Annotated in this window: 18 protein-coding genes; 7 read left to right on the top strand and 11 right to left on the bottom strand. The window is 44.1% G+C overall.

Features of this window, described 5'->3' with window-relative positions:
• Positions 1-11: 11 nt before the first annotated feature.
• The 5 genes from tnpB (AC566Q_RS06915) to AC566Q_RS06935 all read right to left on the bottom strand — a co-directional run bounded on the left by tnpB (AC566Q_RS06915) (position 12) and on the right by AC566Q_RS06935 (position 2916).
• The gene (tnpB, locus tag AC566Q_RS06915) at positions 12-347 is read right to left on the bottom strand and encodes an IS66 family insertion sequence element accessory protein TnpB (protein WP_126874057.1); all 336 of its coding nucleotides are present in this window, start codon (positions 345-347) and stop codon (positions 12-14) included.
• Positions 347-631 (bottom strand): IS66 family insertion sequence element accessory protein TnpA, encoded by a 285-nt coding sequence (tnpA, locus tag AC566Q_RS06920; RefSeq protein ID WP_499614310.1) that lies wholly within the window; start codon positions 629-631, stop codon positions 347-349. Before tnpA (AC566Q_RS06920) ends, tnpB (AC566Q_RS06915) begins: the two co-directional genes overlap by 1 nt.
• A gap of 130 nt (positions 632-761) precedes the next feature.
• The gene (locus AC566Q_RS06925) at positions 762-2072 is read right to left on the bottom strand and encodes a tyrosine-type recombinase/integrase (RefSeq protein WP_499615188.1); all 1311 of its coding nucleotides are present in this window, start codon (positions 2070-2072) and stop codon (positions 762-764) included.
• A gap of 23 nt (positions 2073-2095) precedes the next feature.
• The gene (locus AC566Q_RS06930; protein ID WP_499615191.1) at positions 2096-2389 is read right to left on the bottom strand and encodes a hypothetical protein; all 294 of its coding nucleotides are present in this window, start codon (positions 2387-2389) and stop codon (positions 2096-2098) included.
• Positions 2390-2565: 176 nt separating this feature from the next.
• Complete coding sequence (locus tag AC566Q_RS06935) at positions 2566-2916, bottom strand: hypothetical protein (RefSeq protein WP_499615193.1); 351 nt, start codon at positions 2914-2916, stop codon at positions 2566-2568.
• A gap of 230 nt (positions 2917-3146) precedes the next feature.
• Here AC566Q_RS06935 and AC566Q_RS06940 point away from each other — a divergent pair, with 230 nt between their 5' ends.
• The gene (locus AC566Q_RS06940) at positions 3147-3548 is read left to right on the top strand and encodes a hypothetical protein (protein WP_499615196.1); all 402 of its coding nucleotides are present in this window, start codon (positions 3147-3149) and stop codon (positions 3546-3548) included.
• Positions 3549-4135: 587 nt separating this feature from the next.
• Here AC566Q_RS06940 and AC566Q_RS06945 read toward each other — a convergent pair.
• Positions 4136-5335, bottom strand: coding sequence for an IS4 family transposase (locus AC566Q_RS06945; RefSeq protein ID WP_499607317.1), 1200 nt, complete (start codon positions 5333-5335; stop codon positions 4136-4138).
• A 634-nt stretch (positions 5336-5969) separates the two neighbouring features.
• Here AC566Q_RS06945 and AC566Q_RS06950 point away from each other — a divergent pair.
• A complete protein-coding gene (locus AC566Q_RS06950) occupies positions 5970-6788 on the top strand; it encodes a hypothetical protein (RefSeq protein WP_499615199.1) in 819 nt (272 codons plus the stop codon).
• Positions 6789-6924: 136 nt separating this feature from the next.
• Positions 6925-7146 (top strand): hypothetical protein, encoded by a 222-nt coding sequence (locus tag AC566Q_RS06955; RefSeq protein WP_499615202.1) that lies wholly within the window; start codon positions 6925-6927, stop codon positions 7144-7146.
• 7 nt (positions 7147-7153) lie between these two features.
• On the opposite strand, the gene tnpC (AC566Q_RS06960) is transcribed toward AC566Q_RS06955, so the two are convergent.
• From tnpC (AC566Q_RS06960) to tnpA (AC566Q_RS06970), 3 genes are read right to left on the bottom strand one after another with little or no spacing between them, the layout of a single operon-like run.
• The gene (tnpC, locus tag AC566Q_RS06960; RefSeq protein ID WP_499617393.1) at positions 7154-8722 is read right to left on the bottom strand and encodes an IS66 family transposase; all 1569 of its coding nucleotides are present in this window, start codon (positions 8720-8722) and stop codon (positions 7154-7156) included.
• A gap of 23 nt (positions 8723-8745) precedes the next feature.
• Entirely contained in the window at positions 8746-9081 is a 336-nt protein-coding gene (gene tnpB / locus AC566Q_RS06965; protein WP_126874057.1) for an IS66 family insertion sequence element accessory protein TnpB, read from the bottom strand.
• Positions 9081-9365 carry an IS66 family insertion sequence element accessory protein TnpA gene (gene tnpA / locus AC566Q_RS06970; RefSeq protein WP_126874056.1) on the bottom strand — a complete coding sequence of 95 codons (285 nt, stop codon included), beginning with the start codon at positions 9363-9365 and terminating at the stop codon, positions 9081-9083. The genes tnpB (AC566Q_RS06965) and tnpA (AC566Q_RS06970) overlap by 1 nt, the downstream gene beginning before the upstream one ends.
• A 216-nt stretch (positions 9366-9581) precedes the next feature.
• On the opposite strand from tnpA (AC566Q_RS06970), the gene AC566Q_RS06975 reads away from it, so the two are divergent.
• Entirely contained in the window at positions 9582-9881 is a 300-nt protein-coding gene (locus AC566Q_RS06975) for a hypothetical protein (RefSeq protein ID WP_499615205.1), read from the top strand.
• 537 nt (positions 9882-10418) lie between these two features.
• Here the strand turns inward: AC566Q_RS06975 and AC566Q_RS06980 are convergent.
• On the bottom strand, positions 10419-10796 hold the full coding sequence (locus AC566Q_RS06980) for a hypothetical protein (protein WP_499615207.1): 378 nt from the start codon (positions 10794-10796) through the stop codon (positions 10419-10421).
• A gap of 184 nt (positions 10797-10980) precedes the next feature.
• Between AC566Q_RS06980 and tnpA (AC566Q_RS06985) the strand changes: the two genes are divergently transcribed.
• Genes tnpA (AC566Q_RS06985) through tnpC (AC566Q_RS06995) form a run of 3 tightly spaced genes read left to right on the top strand, consistent with a single transcriptional unit; the run spans position 10981 to position 13180 of the window.
• On the top strand, positions 10981-11265 hold the full coding sequence (gene tnpA / locus AC566Q_RS06985; RefSeq protein WP_024016272.1) for an IS66 family insertion sequence element accessory protein TnpA: 285 nt from the start codon (positions 10981-10983) through the stop codon (positions 11263-11265).
• Positions 11265-11600, top strand: a complete 336-nt coding sequence (gene tnpB / locus AC566Q_RS06990) for an IS66 family insertion sequence element accessory protein TnpB (protein WP_126874057.1) — start codon at positions 11265-11267, stop codon at positions 11598-11600. The genes tnpA (AC566Q_RS06985) and tnpB (AC566Q_RS06990) overlap by 1 nt, the downstream gene beginning before the upstream one ends.
• Positions 11601-11623: 23 nt before the next feature.
• Positions 11624-13180 (top strand): IS66 family transposase, encoded by a 1557-nt coding sequence (gene tnpC, locus AC566Q_RS06995; RefSeq protein WP_499615209.1) that lies wholly within the window; start codon positions 11624-11626, stop codon positions 13178-13180.
• A gap of 265 nt (positions 13181-13445) precedes the next feature.
• On the opposite strand, the gene AC566Q_RS07000 is transcribed toward tnpC (AC566Q_RS06995), so the two are convergent.
• Positions 13446-14420: a helix-turn-helix domain-containing protein gene (locus AC566Q_RS07000; RefSeq protein WP_499615212.1), complete on the bottom strand. Its 975-nt coding sequence runs from the start codon at positions 14418-14420 to the stop codon at positions 13446-13448.
• Positions 14421-15032: the final 612 nt, after the last annotated feature.

Here is a 15032-nt window from a genome sequence, read left to right on the forward strand (position 1 = left end):
AACAAAATCAGTCAATTAAATCGCCTGTTTTGTTTGTCTTTTTGCCAGTAAATGCCATCAATCAAACACTGTAACTGAGCACTGTTTAATGGTGTTTTTGCTGTACCGTCAGTGACTTTGGCGAAGGTGCCTTTTTCTAACCGTTTACTCCACAAACAATAGCCGCCCTGGTAGTAATACAACACCTTTAGCTGCGTGCGGCGTTTATTGATAAACACAAACCAGTCACCACAATGCGCCTGCATCCCCAGTTTGCCCTGTACCAGTGCCGCCAGCCCATCAAACTGTTTGCGCATATCCGTATTACCGGTATACAGCCAAATACGCCCATTGGATAAGGGTAACATCAGGCAGCCCGGTTCATCCGCAGCACCACACCACCGGGTAATGCCAGTTCAATCTCCCAGACAGAGCCTGCGCTCTGGTTCGCACTTGCTGGCATATCAAAGGCAAGCCAGTTATCTTGCTGCGCAAGCGATTGGCTATCATCGCTCAGTTTTTTACGCCACAGATAGAAGTTTGATACTGTTAACGCATGCTGTGCACAAAATTCACTGACCGACAGTTCGCTTGCTGCTTGCTTATCAACCAATACCTGCCATTGCTCGCGTGTACGTCTTTTTGTTGCCATCGATTAAGTCTCCGTGAGTAAAATCTACGGGGACTATTTTACGGGGTAGTTCAATGAGGAAAAGACGGTCTAAATTGATCGCTTACTTTTCGTGATATTGGCGACTGAAACTAACCTCGGTATGGAATAGCTAGTAACTCTGCCCCAAGCTTTTTGCCAAATTATCCATAAACTCTGGTTTTTCCTCTTCAATCCATTTCCCATATATTTTATGGATCATGCTGGTATCCCCATGCCCCATCTGCTTCGCAAGCCAGAGGGCGCTGGTTCCTGCCATTAGCAGCTGGCTCGCGTAGGTATGTCGGAGTTGATAAGCTGGACGATGGCGAAGCCCTGCTTTTTTTAGCCACGCTTCCCACTGTCCGTTAACAGTGGTGAGTTCTGGGCGTTTGTATGGCAAGTTCCCTCGGCTCAGAAATACTCTTCGTCGCATTACTAGCTCTGACTTATTGTTTTTGTATAAGATTCTTTCTTGTCGTGCTGGAAGTTGAGCTGACAGTTCTTTTATCTCTTCCAGAACTTTAATCGCTTCAGGTAGCAGCTTAACGATCCGACGTCCATTTTTTGTCTTAGGCGGTTTGAGAGTGCCATTCCTTGTTAGGTTATACCTGACGATTAGTTTCCTATTTTTTAAATCTACGTCTTCCCAGGCGAGTGCTTTCAGTTCTCCATGACGTAAGCCTGTCCAAGCCAGAAACCTAATCATTAGTTTTGTTTGGGGAAGATGTACAGTGGCAATCAGTTCGTCCAATTCAGCTTTGCTGAACGGGCAAACATAGAGATCTTCATCTTCCAACTCGTCTATGTCGCTTCTAGTAACAGATCTCAATCTTCTACTTCTACTCTCGTCTTCAGAGAGTCGTTCGACGTCTTTCATTGGATTGTGTTTTATGAACTCTTCTCTTACTGCAAAAGCCAAGACTCGGCCTACAACATGACTATAGTCGTTTACAGTAGCAACAGAACAGCCTCTAAACTTGGTTTCTTTAAATTTCCCTTCTTTGTTCCCAGTAACGGTTTTGCTTCGTAACTCTTCAAGTGTTTTCCTGTCCAGTTCAACGAGAAACTTTTTGCCAAATCCATAGAATTTCAACCAGTTTAAAGCCGTTGTCAGCTTATTTTGCATAGAGACAGAAATCGTAGACTTTTTCTTTTCTCGATAAGCTAAAAAGCATTGTTCAATGGTCATTTTTGACGGCAACCTGTCAGAGCGTAATGGAAAATGTTTATCCCAGAATGCTTCGTTATCAATCTCATAAAGACGGTTAGCAATATCATTCTTAATATTTGCCAGAGTCGATACAGCTAGCGCAATATTCGTTTTAGTAGGCGCGTATCCAAGCGATTTTCTGATTGGGCTTACTTTATCAGGTACTTTGAACTGCACACGGATGTTTCCTTTGTGCACGCTCAAGCCCTTATGCTCGCTGATTAGTTCCATGATGCTCGTTGACAAACTACCCATCACATATACTTCCTAAAATTTGCTACGTTTACAGATATCGCGTGACCTTTATCAGCCTGCTTCCACACCTTACCCTCAGGCATTGGCTTATCCTTATTCTTCACTCGCTGACGAACTGCGCTTACGCTTTTACCTAGTTCAGCTGCTGCTTCTTCCAAAGTTAGCCACTGGTTTTGAGGCTTTTTCAGCTTCGCAAGCTCTGTTTCTAGGAAAGTGATTTTATTCAGAATCCATTCGATTTTTTCAGGGTTGTCCATTACCTCGGCGATATTTATGCTAATTGGGTTGGTCAAGACTTTCTTCTCTTTGTTTATAAAACTGGCATCAGGTTACAAAAAAAAATTTTTTTTCAGAAAAATTACGTGCTTTTGTGTATGCCTTTTAGGTATATATAAATAGCATAATGGTATAAATGGCTTTAAAGTTTTCTGAGAGTCTTATACCGAATTTCTTCACTCAACCTCTGCTTTCAATATTCATCAAAACCATTGTCCCAGGTGTTGTCAAAGCTGCCTGATATAGTGTCGCTCGAAGTTTCGCATTCAAATATGGTTTCTGAATGTGCATGAATCAAATCGCAACTAAAAGAGTCAGTCATGTGATTCTCGATGTCTTGGAAGCTAGGTAAAGAGGTCTGTTCTTCTGTAAAATCAGTACCGAGTGGATTACCCGCTACATCAACAACCGAGCCTTTTATCATAGGTAGCCCAGATGCTGGATTTACCGTCACAGGATTTTGTATATGAGTGTCTTCTGTGTCTGGAGATGAATTAACTTCAACATCGCAATGATCGAAAAGTGTTTTTGAGAGCAGCGTCATGTTTTCCTCGATTAAATCGTTTTTCCACCACTAGAAATTTACGGAAAAATCTGCTAACTTCAATTTCATTGACTGCGATAGCTCAGCAGCAATGTGATTGCGAAGTCGATCCGCCTCACCCTCCAAATATCCAATTTTTGATGTCTAATTCTGTGTCAGTCATTATGTCTTCATAAAATCTCCCAGAAGAGGGACTAGTTAGTTCTGAGGTTTACTATCAGGACTTAAAAATGAGCAACAAGACAGATACACAAGATCTGAATATCAAGTTTATTCATCAATTCAAGCGTTCAACACGAACAGAGTGGCCGGATAAATTCCGCCTGTGTTGGTTCTTTGACCCAAATACCCTTGATTATATATACGAGCATAAAGACGAAACTTTCGTTACTAATGGATTTGTTCTATCAGATGCTTTAGTAAAGCAACTACCAGAGGGGTTTCAAAAGAAGTATTTTGAACCTCATGAGCGATGTTTGTTGTTTTTACTCTTTGAGATTCAAATCGTCAATTTCATCAACTCTGACGTTGTTGACTCTGACGAATTTGAGAATACGTTTGGAGTCTCAAAAAATCGGTACTTTTCTACTGAAGCTATTGATGAGTGGACTGGACAGATCGAACTACTTTAGGGCTGCTTTGCAGCCCTTTTTCTTATGCAAGGGCGATGACAACTTCTGAGCTTGCGGTAAAAAATATGCTTCATATTTAATTGAATCCTCCTTTGGGTTCCTCTATTAAATCTGACTGTCGCATAAGGCCAAAAGTCTGCCGTTTGAATATTCGTAATTAAATGGCAGAAGAGTACGTTAAGCGGAAGTAGAAGTAATTAAGTGTTTAGAGAAGCTTGGTCGATGCATACTTGTTTTCTGCGCCTCCTCTGATGTGAATTACAACGTAGTCGCTAAATGCTATTCAAACAGCTTATCACTGAAATCAAAAAAACTGTCGTTTAACTACGGTTAAATTAAAGGTTTTCATTAGATACGCCAAAAAAGAAGGCCTACAATAAGGCACAAAAACAGAAGTGCTGACAAATAATATCCAATAATTTTATTGTCTCGTTCTTCTCTTTTTGGTTCATCGTTTACTTCAGCACTAATATCATCTTTCCCAGATGAGGGGAGCCTGTCGAGATTAGGCGCTGGTGTTAAAGCAACGGGCTTCGTGGCTTTAGAATGGGTAAACTCTCCCTTAATACTGAGGGATCCCCACGAATTTAGCATGTATTCTTGCTCATGCAAGCTTCAGCGGTGAGTTCATCAAGCCAGCGGATCGTCTTTTTCCACTGATGCAGGGTAAATCGCATTGAGGTGTTAAAAGCTCTCAAGCCAAGAAAGTGAAAGGATAGTACGGATTTTGTTTCGGTATTTGCCTGAAAGCGTCGATGCTTGTTACTGACAACTAATAGCATGCCCAACAGTACAGCCACTAACGAAGCCAGTGTGGTAAGCAAGACCAGAACAGTAATGCGTGTCTTGGTTGTGCTGCGATTATTTTCATACCCCAGACCAAAGCGCGTGCTTTTCATATCCCGAAAGCCTTCTTCTATTTGCATGCGCTGGCGATAAATATCGATGACTTGTTTAGATAAGTGACGATGGTAGGGCAATGACGTCGCCAGTAGCCACGGATCTCTTGCGCCATCAGCATATTTCAATGAATTGGTATCCCGTTGGCGCGAGCCATTGGCATTAAACGCTCGTCGACCTTTCGCTTTCTCTTTAACCAACACCAAGGTACAGGCAAAAGGTCGTGACTTGACGATAAGCGCGTTATCAAATCGCTTGGGCCGTGTTGTAGCCTTTAGATAAAGCTCAGCGATAGATTGCCATTCATTACCGCCATCCAGCGAATATGAATGTGGCTTTCGCACACGTCCGACAATATGCCATCTCAATGCCTGCACTTCACGAAACCACGGCGATTTGTAGCCCGCATCAGTGACAATAATGGGCTGGCAGGTATCCGGTAAGAGCGTGTGCAATATCTCTAAAAAGTCTCTATGTGTAGTCGCTTTTGCACTGGCTTTTCTATCATGCACTTCCTGATAAAGGGTAATAGGCCGCCCTTTAACGACAATTGCGGCGCGAAGTAAAAAGTGCTTTTTGCACTTATCCAAATCTGACCAGTCAACGGCAATGACAGGATGTTTACAGGTACAAAATAACCGGCAAATCATTGCATAGATAAACGGTACTTCACGCTGGAGGTGACCATTAGATAACAGCCGGTCAGCCCGCTTAATACGGTGTTTCTCATAGGCATTGGAACGGATACCGCGCCCCATACTGGTCACAGTGGCCGAACCGCTCTCAATCAAGCTTCGCACACAGGCGACAACGGCCTGTTTGCGGGTTTTATGCATTTTATGGCTGACAAAAGAGACAAGATTGTTCAATATAGAGCGTGCATTCATGGTGTTTTCTGTGTTGGTTTTTTTTGGCGAAAGATCTGATCACCAAATGCCATGAATGTTCCCTAACTCTTTGACTTTATTTTACTATTCGTGGGGATAGCTCAGCCCTTAATATCATCAGTTTGCAAAATTCCTGTATGTTTCGTTTTAATGATTATAGTTTTTAATATTTCTTTAGCGTCCTGCGGTGATTTGTCTGACAGCTGACGCGTAAGATACATCAGTGCATATTCTTCGATCGAAACTCCATGCGCATCTAGATATTTCTCTATTCGCTGTCTATGTACCTCTTTAGGCATACTGAATCTCAATTTTCATACTAGCATTCATTTTAAACACATTTATACGACAAAAAAAATCAAAGTTATTATTTCTTCAGCGAGCGCTCAAGTAGTCAGACTGTTGCCTCACTTTTTAATTTTATTCCAGAATCAGAGAGAGCTGTATGAGTTGTAGTACATTGTGTTACGGGCCGAACCAGAATGATATTGCCTGCCAGAAATTTTCCAATGGTCTTCTGAATACGTAGAGCAGGCATTTAACCTTTCCCATGAAAACACAAAAATGGTTTTTTAGTGGAAACGGGTGTTACTATGAAGTCTCAATAATATGCTATTAAAGGTCAAAGGAAGCCATGAGCAATATCTTAGAAATTGATCTCGATAATAAAATGGAAATTACTATAAGCAATGAAAATCCTGTATCGCTTAAGGATCTTTCGTTATCTTTGTTATCGTTTAACCACCAATTTCACAAGTTTGTTGAAGGCGAAACAGATAAAGAAACTGATATTGGCTCAGAACTCCTGATTAAGGAGGTTCGAAAGGGGTCAATAGTAATAGAGTTAGTATCGCAGGCAGCGCCAATAGTGCCTTTACTTTGGGAAAGTGGGACGCTATCTCAGTGGTCAACTGTTGTTCAGGATGTATGTAACTGGCTTCTAGGGAAATTAGACTCCCCTCCTAAAACGGTGACCAAACAAGATCTTCAAGAGTGGAATAAATTTGTTGAGCCTGTGGCGAAAGATCACGGGTCGCAAATGAATATTAATGTTTCTGACGGTGGAACCGTCATCAACAACTTTACTATTAACTCTACAGAAGCTAATGCCATTCAAAATGAAATTTCTAAAAAGATAGAACAGCTTGATTTACCTGAAGATCACATACATCGGCGAAAGGTTATGTATTGGTATCAGGCGAAGTTCGATCCAAGCTCTGAAACGGGAAATCGAGCAATTATCGACGATCTTTCTAGCAAGAGCATGAAAGTCATTTTTGAAAATAACGCGGTAAAAGAAGCAATGTTGCATCCGCCAGAACACTTTAAAAAACAGTGGCACGAACTGGCTTATGTTGTAGATGTAGAAGTTGAAACTGTAAGAAATATTCCAAAAATGTATAAGGTTTTACAGTATTACCCAGAATATACATTTGATCCAGATACGGAATAAACCTTCAACATACGGCTCCACGCAGACGCCCAAATCTAAGCGCTTTTTGTTGATTTCACTACGCTACACTTTACCGCAAAAACCTCTCCGGCTTGGGCGCTGGTGAGCCGAGCGTTAGCTTTCTACGGAAATAAATATGACAGATGAAATATCAGACCACGTTAAGTTTAATTTAAATAGTTTAGTTAATGATGGTTACCATTTTAATGACGTGAGATTTAAGTACGTTAACCAGTGGACTTATTTATTGATGCAGCTCACTGAAGCCAAAAAATCTCTCGAATTGCTTAAAAACAATGAAAATGAGGATCTTGATAGCGTTTATTTGAAGCAAGCATTATGTAAGCGATCAATATAGACCCGGATCACCCCATTTTATCTAAATCGCTCGTCAATTTTTTGTCCGCGAATTTCTCTTTCCAGACTCTTGGCGTCAGGTCGAGTACATCTTTGGCCGGGTGCAGTGCTACACGCTGCAATACATCCACCAGATAATGGTAGGGATTGACGCCTTGCAGGCGGCAGGTCACCATCAGGCTTTGTAATATGCCCAGTTGTTCAGCTCCGAGTTCAGACCAACAGAACAAATAGTTTTTTCTGCCCATGGGAATAACCCGCAGTGCCCGTTCGAGATGATTGGTGTCCATGGGTAACGCGGGGTTACTCAGGAACACCTTGAGTTGGCTTTCTCGCTCATGCGCATAGTGAAGCGCCTTGGCGAAGGGGGATTTGGGTAGTAAATCAGTGCGCTGTCGTTGTTGGTAGACCCACCGGAAGAAGTCAGTCACGAGTGGTTCGCTGTGTTGTTGCCGGTAAGAATGGATATCGGCCAGGTCTGATTGTTTATCCCGGATGTGTTTTTCATGCCGGTAGAGCGCAGCGATAATATCCAGTGCCTGCTGTGCGGCTTGCGGCTCACTGTCGAGGGCTTTTTCAAAGCCTCTGCGCATGTGTACCCAGCAGGCAGCGTGCACAATCTGTTGTTCTTGTTGGTTTATCTGCTCAACAGTTTTGGTATAAGCAGCATAGCCGTCGGTCAGCAAGGTACCGGTAAAGTCCTGTAACTGTGCTTTGGCATGCAACATGCCTCGGCTGTGACTCCAGGTAAAGGCCACTTCATCACTGTCACCGTACATCGGCCAAAAGTAAGTTTGTTTCATGTGTCCGGGTTTTCGACCCGCGCCTTTGGTGCGCCCGGCTTTAATGGGCACTTCATCCATGGCCAGTATGTTACTTTGCAGGATGTGTTGCCACTGGGCTTTGGCAATGGGCCGAAGCAGCTCAATGCCTTGTTGTATCCAGTTGATTAAGGTAGCCCGGCTAAGGGTAATGCCGCTATCGAGCATCCGTTGATGTTGGCGGTGAAGTGGTAAGTGATACACCGCTTTATCCACCATCAGCCCGGCGAGTAATGAAACATCGCAGTAACAGCCTTCCAGTACATTGGTTGGCGCTGGGGTATCCTTAAGGGTTTGCGTGGTTTTATGACGCACGACCTGACGACGATACACCAGTACCACATAACTGCCGGGCTGTTGTGCTAAGCGACGGGTTTCTTTGATATCAACAACTTCATACTGGTCGGCCTCCGCCCCCTGTAATTCTGGCGCAGGCAGGTCAATCACCTGTTGCGGCACCGTCTCATCAAAACGCAGGCCTTCATCATTCACATCCGAGTCGCGGCGTTGCTTTTGTGAGGAACGGGTATGGGCCTTCACCGGTTTGGTGTCTGCCGGTAAGGCGTGTGTCTCACCCTCATCAAACAAACTGCTCTGCGCCGGATTATCCACTAACACCTTTTCAGACTTACGCCCGAACAACTGGCGTTTAAGCCAGTCAAGTTGATGCTTGAGTTGCGCAATCTCCTCAGCTTGATGAGCAAAGGCAGCCTCAATTTCAGACGGTGAAAGGTGACTAATAGAATGTGTTTTCATGGCGTAAATTATAACAAAATCAGTCAATTAAATCGCCTGTTTTGTTTGTCTTTTTGCCAGTAAATGCCATCAATCAAACACTGTAACTGAGCACTGTTTAATGGTGTTTTTGCTGTACCGTCAGTGACTTTGGCGAAGGTGCCTTTTTCTAACCGTTTACTCCACAAACAATAGCCGCCCTGGTAGTAATACAACACCTTTAGCTGCGTGCGGCGTTTATTGATAAACACAAACCAGTCACCACAATGCGCCTGCATCCCCAGTTTGCCCTGTACCAGTGCCGCCAGCCCATCAAACTGTTTGCGCATATCCGTATTACCGGTATACAGCCAAATACGCCCATTGGATAAGGGTAACATCAGGCAGCCCGGTTCATCCGCAGCACCACACCACCGGGTAATGCCAGTTCAATCTCCCAGGCAGAGCCTGCGCTCTGGTTCGCACTTGCTGGCATATCAAAGGCAAGCCAGTTATCTTGCTGCGCAAGCGATTGGCTATCATCGCTCAGTTTTTTACGCCACAGATAGAAGTTTGATACTGTTAACGCATGCTGTGCACAAAATTCACTGACCGACAGTTCGCTTGCTGCTTGCTTATCAACCAATACCTGCCATTGCTCGCGTGTACGTCTTTTTGTTGCCATCGATTAAGTCTCCGTGAGTAAAATCTACGGGGACTATTTTACGGGGTAGTTCAATGAGGAAAAGACGGTCTAAATTGATCGCTTACAGCATTATTTCGTAGTTATGTAATTTCTTACGCTAAAAGCTTCTCTTCTAGCGGAAAAGGTAGAATCACTTTAAATAAAAAGGAAATATTTAAAGAGCAAAAGGAAAAACTAGCAACTCATGAAAAAGTTATGGACATTAGAAATAAATTTGTGGCACATAATGATTTATCAGACCGACATGTAGCTGGTGTCGCAGTTAAAGAAGAAGAGGATGTGATATTTTTTAAACACACATACTCTTTTACGTTAGGGATAACTGATACTGAATATGATGCCTTCAAGGATCTTATTGAGTTTGTAGAAAAATCTGTGATCATGAAGCTCAATAAAGCTTTAGACAGAATTCAAGAAAGCGAAGGGAAACTCGTAACTTTTGGTACAGAAACATCCAAATATGATGGTAAGGTAACTACTTATACTACGAGTTAACAAGTTGCTTAAACGGACACAAACGGCTGGCTGTGCTCGTCCCTCGCAATTACAGCCAGCCTATTTTAAGCCGTTTAGCAAAGAGTGACCGTCTGCGGTTTGCCTGAAGTGGACTTGCGAGTTAGAAATATCCAATGTCCACTTAGCGCCTTGAGTTGAATCGTGTGGCCTTTACGCGTAGAACTAAAAAAGCACCCTCACGGGTGCTCAATATTATTCGCCTTCCAATTTTCGCATAGCAAAAAACGCAATTAACGCTAGAGCTAAACCGACCCCAAGACACCCGAAAGCGATTAGGTACAGTCTATTCGAAAGGGATTGGTATACAATGAACTCTGGATAATCCAGCAGCAAAAATGCAACGTTCCAGAGTGTATTGACTGTCGCAATAGCAATTATTGCATTGCTCAGCGACATCCACTTCCCGCTTAGTTTCAGGCACGCGTTGAAAAGGCTTTCATAGTATATTCTCATTTGTTTTACTCCTAGTTAGTCCTTTAACTAACTAGGGGCTTTGTAGGCGAATTATTCGTCTACCTACCAACCCTCGTAACGTGCTGCTATAGACTTCTTAGTAGCTAGGATTTCTGCTAGACATTCATCTAGTCTCTCTGCTGCATCATTCTCAAAGTCCCAGCGCATATCATGTGGCACGTGTGGTTCTAATGCGGCTGTTGCTGACAGTTTGATGTCCCACAAATTTTCGGCTAGCTCTTCAGCTTGTTTTACAATTTTGCTTCTTTCTTCCCAGTCAATGTCGTAGTTTGAAATGATTTCTTGGCGAATGATTTCTGAATTATAAGTCTTGTCTATACAGCGTATTGCAATGTGAAGCGCTTGCTCTAGACGTTCAAGACGGAAATAGGTAGTTCCAAGGTTTGGAGCTTTCGTTTTATTGATGTCCGTAATCGACATGATTACCTCGTTTGTGATGACTTTTGAAAAATTCTGACAGAAAGGGATACACAAAGCGCTGTAAACTAAAAATTCTCCTAGGTCGGTGACTATATATCGTAAGCGATCAATTTAGACCGTCTTTTCCCGGCGGAGCTACCCCGTAAAATGGTCCCCGTAGATTTTACTCACGGAGACTTAATCGATGGCAACAAAAAGACGAACACGCGAGCAATGGCAGGAATTGATTGATAAGCAAGCAGCAGGCGAACTGACAGTCAGTGAATTTTGTGCACAGCATGCGTTAACAGTATCAAACTTCTATCTGTGGCGTAAAAAACTGAGCGATGATAGCCAATCGCTTGCGCAGCAAGATAACTGGCTTGCCTTTGATATGCCAGCAAGTGCGAACCAGAGCGCAGGCTCTGCCTGGGAGATTGAACTGGCATTACCCGGTGGTGTGGTGCTGCGGATGAACCGGGCTGCCTGATGTTACCCTTATCCAATGGGCGTATTTGGCTGTATACCGGTAATACCGATATGCGCAAACAGTTTGATGGGCTGGCGGCACTGGTACAGGGCAAACTGGGGATGCAAGCGCATTGTGGTGACTGGTTTGTGTTTATCAATAAACGCCGTACCCAGCTCAAGGTGTTGTATTACTACCAGGGCGGTTATTGTTTGTGGAGTAAACGGTTAGAAAAAGGCACCTTCGCCAAAGTCACTGACGGTACAGCAAAAACACCATTAAACAGTGCTCAGTTACAGTGTTTGATTGATGGCATTTACTGGCAAAAAGACAAACAAAACAGGCGATTTAATTGACTGATTTTGTTATAATTTAGCCCATGAAAACGCCCTCAGATAACACCTTGAAAGATGCACAAATTGCGGCTTTATCAGATGAAGTTGCGCAACTCAAGCATCAACTCGACTGGCTTAAACGCCAGTTGTTCGGGCGTAAGTCTGAAAAGGTGTTGGTGGATAATCCGGCCCAGAGCAGCCTGTTTGACGAGGGAGAGTCGCACGCCTTACCGGCAGACACCAAACCGGTGAAGGCCCATACCCGCTCATCCCAAAAACAACGCCGCGACTCGGATGTGAATGATGAAGGCCTGCGTTTTGATGAGACGGTGCCTCAGCTGATTATTGATGTGCCTGCGCCTGAGTTACAAGGAACGAATGCCGACCAGTATGATGTCGTGGATATCAAAGAAACCCGTCGCTTAGCACAACAGCCCGGCAGTTATGTGGTACTGGTGTATCGTCGTCAGGTCGTGCGTCATAAAACCACGCAAACCCTTAAGGATACCCCAGCCCCCATCAATGTACTGGAAGGCTGTTACTGCGATGTCTCACTACTTGCCGGCCTAATGGTGGATAAAGCGGTGTATCACTTACCACTTCACCGCCAACATCAACGGATGCTCGATAGCGGCATTACCCTTAGTCGGGCTACCCTAATCAATTGGATACAACAAGGCATTGAGCTGCTTCGGCCCATCGCCAAGGCCCAGTGGCAGCACATTCTGCAAAGCAAAATCCTGATGATGGATGAAGTGCCCATCAAAGCCGGGCGTACCAAAGGGGCTGGCCGAAAACCGGGGCAAATGAAACAAACCTACTTCTGGCCGATGTACGGTGACAGTGATGAGGTGGCGTTTACCTGGAGTCACAGCCGGGGCATGTTGCATGCCAAAGCACAGCTACAGGACTTTACCGGTACCTTGCTGACCGACGGCTATGCCGCTTACACCAAAACGGTTGAACAATTAAATCAACACGAACTGCAGATTGTGCACGCTGCCTGTTGGGTACACATGCGCAGAGGCTTTGAAAAAGCCCTCGACAGTGAGCCGCAAACAGCGCAACAGGCACTGGATATCATCGCCACGCTCTACCGGCATGAAAAACACATCCGGGATAAGCAATCAGACCTGGCTGATATCCATACCTACCGGCAACAACACAGCGAACCCTTAGTCACTGAGTTCTTCCGGTGGGTCTACCAACAACGCCAGCGCACCGATTTACTGCCCAAATCCCCCTTCGCCAAGGCGCTTCACTATGCGCATGAGCGGGAGAGCCAACTCAAGGTGTTCCTGAGTAACCCGGCGTTACCCCTGGATACCAATCATCTTGAGCGGGCACTGCGGGTTATTCCCATGGGCAGAAAAAACTATTTGTTCTGCTGGTCCGAACTCGGGGCTGAACAACTGGGCATATTACAAAGCCTGATGGTGACTTGCCGCCTGCAAGGCGTCAATCCCTACCATTACCTCGTGGATGTCTTGCAGCGTGTAGCACTGCATCCGGCCAAAGACGTACTCGACCTGACGCCAAGAGTCTGGAAAGAGAGATTCGCGGACAAAAAATTAACGAGCGACTTAGATAAAATGGGGTGATCCGGGTCTATATTGATCGCTTACTATATATCTAAGTATGCAGAACCACAGTCTTACTTTCTTTAGCCATATTCTTAAGTCATATGGGAATGATATTGAAAGTGCGGTAAACCTCGGCTGCGCTTTTGCCACGGTTCGCAGCCAGCCTAGAGGTGCTGGCTGTAGATGATGAGCAATAATCATCGCGATTTGCGTTTGTTGTCGAAGCAATAGAGGACAAAAGATGGGAGCCATCAGGCTCCCTATAGGTCAAACTGAGTTTTTGTTATTCAATCAACCCCATTAACTTTCCTGCTTCTATGAATCCGTCACGGCGGATTTGAATAACTCTGTCTCCTGTTGTGTGAGCTAACTTTTCGAGTTGTTCTAACTGTTGTAGATATGAATCTTTCCGAACTAACTCTAACTTGTCGTCGCCTAACTGACGTTTACTATTGAACATGAGTTCGTAAATAACATTACATTCTTGAGCTTTAAACTTAATGCGGCTCGCCAGTAAAGTTTGTTGCTCACGAGAGAACTGTGAGCGATTAGCTGAAAACAACTTCGAATGGGCCTTTTCGATCTGAGTCAAAAAACGCTGTCTGTGGCTGTACATGTAAACGAACTCATATAAGCCATTAGTGTCTTCAAGCTCTTGTAGATATTTAGTGAGGATACCCTCTCGGAGCTTGCCGTTCCCCTTATTCTTTGCATTAGATGTCTCCATTTCAATTGCGACAGTACACCCTGTGTCGGCATCTACAACTAAACCATCGACCAATCGCTGGTCATTGCCTCGATTTTCAAGCAGTATCGCGAGGTCTTTTTCTGATGCGAATCCAGTGATCTTTTGACGCTTCGCTAAATCCAAAATTACTATTTGAACTGAGAGATCATGTATTAAATTTCGCTCATTGATTCTGCTCGCATCAGAACGAAGGTGCAGCTCTCTATTCAAAAGAAACTCAGCTTCTCTGATGCCTTGTGAGGTGAGTAAAATAAATCCCTTATCAGTGTTTGCAAAAGAACTGTGCAAAGTAATCAGCTGCTTTTTCTTCATGCGATTTACGAGTTTGTTCACTGCCTCTCGACTAAGTCCCAAGTGACGCTGTAATACGCTCTTACTGGAAACTCGAAAAACCCCGAGAATTGCCAGAACGGCATTCTCTCTTTGCATACCCAAAGTACCTGGATCTGAAGCTCCCGCTATAATGATATGCGTCAGTGATTTTTCAATTGCTCTTTCAACGTAGTTCATATTTTCTCCTGTATTTTTACGTCGAAAGTAAATAGATTCACACGAGGATAAATAGGCAGGGTGGGGCACAATGCTTTGCACTATGCCCAAGCTTCGCAACGCTAAGCAGTGTGCTTAGCAATAGTGATTTTCTGACGAAAAACACAAACAACTTCGTTGTAGCAACACTTCTGCAAGCCTGAGCGGACGCGACTCGTCGCTGCTCAGGCACTCATTGCTACGCGAATTCGACAGAAGCGTTGCTCGGAGTCAGCTACCGCTGATTTAGCCACATTCCACCATGCTCTACTCAGGGAAAGCTGCGCTTTGAATACCCCATCGCAGAGTTCACACCGTTGGTGTTTCAGTTGCTTGCAATTACTCCGTAATTACAAGCAATTTTGCATAAGCAAAATGAAATCTGGCTAAATCTGCGATGCTGCCTCCGGCTCCGATAATTGTTCTGTTTCACAAAACTATTATCTGCGCAGTCGTTATTGAGCTTTGCTCAAGCTTTTTTACATAATCGTACCGATTACGTTGTTTGCATCTTCGATGAGAGCGAAAAGCAAGTTGCGGGTGGTAATGGACAAATAATTAGACGAAAAAAGAGCACCCAGCGGGTGCTCCAAG

It is taken from the genome of Alteromonas sp. H02, assembly GCF_059682525.1.